The sequence below is a fragment of the Tissierellales bacterium genome (assembly GCA_025210965.1).
Lineage (GTDB): Bacteria > Bacillota > Clostridia > Tissierellales > JAOAQY01 > JAOAQY01.
The window spans coordinates 1-6,316 of the sequence record JAOAQY010000107.1; the positions used below are offsets into that span (position 1 = coordinate 1).

The 6,316-nt window shown below is 35.0% G+C and carries 6 protein-coding genes; 5 read left to right on the top strand and 1 reads right to left on the bottom strand.

What is annotated here, in order from left to right:
• Nucleotides 1-372, bottom strand: a 372-nt coding sequence (locus N4A40_08405; GenBank protein ID MCT4661866.1) for a helix-turn-helix domain-containing protein, incomplete at its 3' end; no start/stop codon positions are given.
• Nucleotides 373-721: 349 nt separating this feature from the next.
• Between N4A40_08405 and N4A40_08410 the strand changes: the two genes are divergently transcribed.
• From N4A40_08410 to N4A40_08430, 5 genes are all read left to right on the top strand, one after another.
• Nucleotides 722-1,924 carry a DUF3798 domain-containing protein gene (locus tag N4A40_08410; protein MCT4661867.1) on the top strand — a complete coding sequence of 401 codons (1,203 nt, stop codon included), beginning with the start codon at nt 722-724 and terminating at the stop codon, nt 1,922-1,924.
• An 88-nt stretch (nt 1,925-2,012) separates the two neighbouring features.
• Entirely contained in the window at nt 2,013-3,581 is a 1,569-nt protein-coding gene (locus tag N4A40_08415) for a sugar ABC transporter ATP-binding protein (GenBank protein ID MCT4661868.1), read from the top strand.
• Between the two features lies 1 nt (nt 3,582).
• A complete protein-coding gene (locus tag N4A40_08420; GenBank protein ID MCT4661869.1) occupies nt 3,583-4,614 on the top strand; it encodes an ABC transporter permease in 1,032 nt (343 codons plus the stop codon).
• Nucleotides 4,605-5,687 carry an ABC transporter permease gene (locus tag N4A40_08425; protein ID MCT4661870.1) on the top strand — a complete coding sequence of 361 codons (1,083 nt, stop codon included), beginning with the start codon at nt 4,605-4,607 and terminating at the stop codon, nt 5,685-5,687. Before N4A40_08420 ends, N4A40_08425 begins: the two co-directional genes overlap by 10 nt.
• Nucleotides 5,688-5,762: 75 nt before the next feature.
• Nucleotides 5,763-6,316 (top strand): S1-like domain-containing RNA-binding protein (locus N4A40_08430; GenBank protein MCT4661871.1); only part of this gene is annotated, 554 nt, incomplete at its 3' end.

A 6,316-nucleotide genomic window follows, 5' to 3' on the forward strand; every position in this document is an offset into this window, starting at 1 on the left:
ACCTTCAATTCTTATTGAATCGTTGGTATTTTTAGTTGTATAAGATTTTGTATTATTTCTCTTAGATTTGAATTTAGGATATTTTGCTCTTTTTTGAAAAAAGTTTTTAAAAGCAGTATCTAAATTTCTAAGAGACGATTGAAGCGAAACGCTATCTACTTCTTTAAGCCAAGGTAGTTCTTTTTTTAGAGCTGTCAATTCTTTTGCTTGATTGACATAAGTAGTTGATTTTTTTTCGACTTTATATAATTCGATTTTTTGATTAAGGAAACGATTGTATGTGAATCTTACACAACCAAAGGTCTTTTGTATCAAAAGTAGTTGTTCTTTATTAGGATATATTCTAAACTTAAAAGCTTTATTGATTTTCATAGATTTCCACACCTTCTTTATAATTTAATTGTATCGCATTTAAAGTTAGGTGTACATGTGAATATTTGGTAAAAGATTATTAAAGACTAAAACCATTTCGATTCATCTCCTTTCTAAATAGAGCAGGGAGTTTTCTCGAAATAATTCCATAAATTTTTCTTATAAATACTACTAACCCATAAATAAATTTTATTAGACGTAAGCTCGGATAGGCATTACAATTGTATATGGTAGTTTATTACAAATACAGCTATTAGCTGTTATTTTTGTGTCTGAAAAACCATATTAAATTCAAAAAATATAGGTTGTAGGGGATACATAAAGGTTTAGCGATAAAGGGGAGAATGAAATGAAAAAGAAGCTTTTAGCAGTACTTATGACACTCATGGTAGTGGGAACACTAGTTGGGTGTGGTTCAAATGCAGACATTCAAGAGAAGACAGAAACTGAAAATAAAGATGTAAAAGTAGAAGCAAGTGCAGAAGGGGAAGCGGCAGATACTGAAGAATCAGCTAAAGTAGCTGACTATAAAATCGGTGTAGTAACACCTACACTTTCTGTATCGGAAGATGAATTTAGAGCAGCGGAAAACATGGTAAAGAAATATCCTAATATAGTTAAGCATATAACACTTCCAGAAAATTTTGCAACAGAGATAGAAACTGGGCTTAGCCAAATCGAATCATTGGCAGACGATCCAAAAATGAAGGCCATAACTATTAGTTCTGGTCAATCGGGATTATTACCAGCTTTCCAAAAGATAAAAGAAAAAAGACCGGATATCATAACTATAACAGCTCCTATTTGGGACGACCCTGATATGATGTCTCAATATATTGATGTTTGTTTAGATACTGACTGGGTTAGAAGAGGCGAGAGTATAGCGAGAAAAGCTCATGATATGGGAGCAAAAACGCTTATCCATTATTCATTCCCAACACACATGGCAAAAGAAGTAATAGTAAATCGTCATGACAAAATGAAAGAAACAGCAGAAGCATTGGGAATGACATTTGTAGATGTTACTACTCCAGATCCACAAACTGGAAATGGACCAGCAGCTATGCAGCAGTTTTTAAGAGAAGATATTCCAAGACAAATAGAAAAATACGGAAAAGATACAAATATATTTGGTACAAATTGTGGGATGTACGATGTAATATTAGGTGAAGCACTTAACCTTAAATACTTGATGGCAGAACAGTGTTGTCCTACACCAACTCAAGCATTTCCAACTGTTATGAATCTTGAGATAGCTGCAGAGGATGCAGGTAATTATGCAAAGATAAATGAAATGATTTCTGCAAAAGCAAAAGAAGCAGATATGACAGGTAGACTTTCAGGATGGCCAACACCAGTTACAATTTTCTTACCAGAGTACTCAGTAGAGCTTGCTAAGGTAATGATTGAAAACCCTGAATTTGACTACAAGAATTTAGAATCACTTAATGCACTTGGAGAAGACATGACTGGATTTGGAGTGGATTTCCAAAAGCTTAAGCCAGAGCTTGACAATTACTTTGTAATGATTATGGATTCTATTTTCTACTAAAAAAGTTAACATATTAACCTTTAATATAATTAAAAAAGGCCATGAGCGGATAGTTATGCTTGTGGTCTTTTTGCCATGGAGGAGTATTATGGAAAATCTGATAAGAATAGAGAACTTAACTAAAACATTTGGAAATGTAAAGGCGCTAAACGATGTGAGTATTGATATCAAAAAAGGCGAAATACATGGATTAATAGGTGCAAACGGATCGGGGAAGAGCACGCTTATGAATATACTATTTGGTCATCCAAAGATCGCAGAGACAGGAGGATATAGCGGAAATATATACCTAGATAGTGAAATCATGGATATTAAAAGATGTGAAGAGGCTATGAAACTAGGTCTTGGCATGATTCATCAAGAATTTGCTCTTATGGAAGAGATGAGCGTAGCTGAAAATATAATGATATCAAAAGAGAAGACGAAATTTGGACATTTTCTTAAAAGAGATATACGGTTTATAGATTCAAAGGCAAACAAAGCTGAAGCAAAGAAAATACTTGAAATGCTAGATATAAATTTAAATCCGGGCACGAAGGTAAAGTATCTGTCGACTAGTATGAAGCAATTCGTGGAGATAGCCCGTGAGATTTCACAGCACGAACTCAAGCTATTGGTACTAGATGAGCCGAGTGCTGTACTAAATAGAGAAGATAGTGAGAGGTTACTTGATATAATCAAAAAACTCAATTCACAGGGGGTAACTATCATATTCATATCACATAGACTAGAAGAGATAAAATCCATATCGGATAGAGTAACTATACTTAGAAATGGAAATCATATAGGGACGTATGATAGTGTGGATTTGAGCCTTGAAAAAATGGCAGAAGAAATGATGGGTAGAGAGATAGTCAAAACTCATAAGAGCACGAATTTAGAGGATAGAGAAATCATAATGGAGTTTAAAAATTTTGGAGTATCAATGCCAGGTGAATTAATGAAAGATATGAATCTAAGCGTTAAAAAAGGAGAGATTCTAGGGGTTATAAGTCTATCTGGTCACGGGAAACTAGCCATAGGTCATGGCATTTTTGGAAGATATGAAACTAGTGGAGAGGTTTATTATAAGGGGAGAAAATTAGATTTAAAAAATCCTGCAAAGAGTATAGAGGACGGACTATACTTTTTGTCAGATGATAGAAAAAATCATGGACTTTTGATGGATGAGTCAATTAAGAAGAACATAAATTTCACAGCCTATATGGCGAAGAATAAAGGTGTAATGAAAAAATCCATTTTAAAAACTGCTGACGATGATGTAGAGGTAAAGGTAGCGCTAGATTATTTGAAGAAATTTGACATAAAGTGTGAAGATATATATCAAAATGTAAGTGAGTTAAGTGGTGGAAATCAGCAAAAGGTATGTCTTGCTAGGAGTTTTTATCTAGAACCAGAACTATTGATTGTAGCAGAGCCTACTAGGGGAATAGATATTGCAGCTAAAGAGAAGATATTAGAATTCTTAGTGGAAATGAATGAGAGCAAAAATTCAACACTGATAATAGTCTCAAGTGAGCTGACAGAGCTAAAAAGAGTCTGCGATAGAATAGCGGTATTATCAGAGGGACGTTTAGTAGATGTGCTTGATTCTGATGAGGATGAGAAGAATTTTGGATTTGCGCTTTCAGGCGAATGGAAGAGGGGTGATTTATAGTATGAAGTTATTTAAAGGACCTCAGGGGATTATAGCTTTATTTGTTTTGACAATGCTAGCTATAGCAGCTACAACAGGCATGAATATAGCGACGCTTTTTAACCAATCACTCGTAAAGCTTGTGATGAATGGAGTATTGGTATTATCACTCATACCTATGCTAAATACAGGTGTTGGAATGAATTTTAGCTTGCCAGTGGGAGTGTGCGGAGGACTTCTTGGACTTTGCATTTCTATAAATTTTAAATGGAGCGGAGCTTTTGGATTTTTTATGGCAATAGTGTTCTCTGCCATAGTTTGCTATTTATTAGGATTAGTGCTTAGCATCATACTAAATAGAGTCAAGGGAAAAGAGGAGATTGCAGGTACATTCATAGGTTTTTCGTTTATTCCACTTATGAATTATTTTTGGACATTGGTACCATTTCAAAATAGGCAAATGCTCTATCCCATAGGAGGAAGGGGAACTAGACCTAGAATAGGTCTTGGGCCCTATTTTGCAAAAATACTTGATGATTTATGGGTTTTAAATATTGGAGAGATCAAAATTCCAATCGGACTTTTGTGCTTCTATGGTCTGATTGCATTTGGAGTATATACATTATTTAAGAGCAAATGGGGACAAAAAATGCTTGCAGTTGGCGAAAATGAAGACTTTGCATATTTTTCGGGGATAAATGTGGATAAGACAAGGAGAGGCGCTATCATATTATCCACAATAATAGCAGGACTGGGGATATGTGTTTACTCTCAGAGTTATCAATTTGTAGAATTATATGATGCACCACTGATGATGGCGTTTCCAGCTATATCAGCGATACTAATAGGTGGAAGTACCGGAAAGAAAACGAGCATAAAGATGGCTATACTTGGAACGTATTTATTTCAGAGTATTTACCTGCTTTCAGTTCCGCTTGCAAACAAACTATTATTACCTGAAATATCAGAGATACTCAGAATGTTAATAACAAATGCCATCATACTCTATGCACTTTTACAAAATAAGAAAGGGGCGAGTAAAAAATGCGCATAAAAAACAGCCAAATAAAATTTTCAGAAAAGCACGTTTCAAAAGTAGTACCCCTTTGCTTCGTGGTGCTATCGTGGATAGCATTTGAATTGTCAGGTCTAAGTGCTACATTTGTTACAAATCAAGTGATACTCAGATTTATAAGAGATGGTGTTATGGTACTAGCTCTCATAATTCCCATTGTTGCAGGTCTTGGAATAAACTTTGCCATAACGCTTGGAGCTATGCTCACTCAGGGGATAATGATATGCCTTGTGAGTTTGAATATAGTAGGGACTAAGGGTCTGATTTTGACGATGATACTTTCTATAGGACTTTCTATAATACTTGGTCAATTGATAGGTTGGGTTCTAAATAGAGTTAAGGGAAAAGAAATGATTACGACTATAATACTTGGATTTTTGGGAAATAGCGTGTATCAGCTCATATTTCTAGTTGGATTTGGGACTGTAATACCTGTAAAAAATGAAGAAATACTTCTAACTAGAGGCATAGGTGTCAGAAATATGATTGACCTAAAGGGATTTAGAAATACATTAGATCAAATAGGTCTCGTAGAGATAAATTCTATCAAGATACCACTTTTCATGATATTTGTAGTACTGCTATTTTCATTTTTGGTATATTATATATTCAAAACACCATTTGGCCAGAGACTAAAGGCAGTGGGAGAGAGTGAGCATAGAGCAGAGATGCTTGGAATATCAGTTTCCAAAGTTAGAGTTCAGGCTATAGTGCTATCTACTATGATAGCATCACTAGGGCAATTGTTTTTTGTTCAAAATATAGGAATGCTAAATGTATATACGGGACATTTGAAAACAGATATATTTTCAAGTGCAGCACTACTAGCAGGTGGGGCGAGTATAAAGAGTGCAAAGGTTAGACATGCTATAATAGGTATATTTTTATTTCATACATTATTTATAGTGTCACCTCAAGCGGGGCAAAATTTATTCAACAATGCAGCGCTTGGTGAATATTTTAGAAGTTTCGTAGCCTACGGTACTATAGCTTTTGCATTAATAATGAATATGAAGTCTAGACCTGATGAAAAGATTCATGATATAATGTAGAAAATAACGAATGACAAACCACCTCGGTATTGACTTAAGCGGGGTGGTTTTTTGTCAGAAAGAGAGAGGATACATATGATTAAACTTGGAAGATATCAAGAATTAGAGATCGGAAGAAGATGCGATTACGGATTTTATCTAATAGATGAAGAGGAAGATGAAGTATTACTTCCGAATAGATTCGTAACAGATGAGATGAAAAAAGGAGACACTATAAAAGTATTTATTTACAAAGACTCGGAAGACAGACTGACAGCTACTACTCAGCACCCAAAGATTACTTGCGATACTATAGCGAAACTTCAGGTAAAAGAAGTAACTAACATAGGAGCGTTTTTGGACTGGGGATTGGATAAAGACCTTTTACTTCCATACAAGGAGCAAAGACAAAAAGTAGAAGCTGGCAAGAGCTATTGGGTAGCCATGTATATAGATAGGTCAGAGAGACTTTGTGCGACAACTAAGATATACAATGTGTTATCATCGAACTCGCCATATACTAGAGACGATAGAGTCAAAGGTATAATATATGCAGAGAGACCAGAAATGGGACTTTTAGTTGCTGTTGATGGCAAATATCACGGATTGATTCAGATAAAAAATGTAGTTGGAAATTACGGGGTTGGCGA

Bases quoted from the DNA above. Each gene is read 5' to 3' on its own strand.
- N4A40_08420 (MCT4661869.1), top strand. From the start codon at position 3,583: ATGAAGTTATTTAAAGGACCTCAGGGGATTATAGCTTTATTTGTTTTG.
- N4A40_08425 (MCT4661870.1), top strand. From the start codon at position 4,605: ATGCGCATAAAAAACAGCCAAATAAAATTTTCAGAAAAGCACGTTTCA.
- N4A40_08415 (MCT4661868.1), top strand. From the start codon at position 2,013: ATGGAAAATCTGATAAGAATAGAGAACTTAACTAAAACATTTGGAAAT.
- N4A40_08410 (MCT4661867.1), top strand. From the start codon at position 722: ATGAAAAAGAAGCTTTTAGCAGTACTTATGACACTCATGGTAGTGGGA.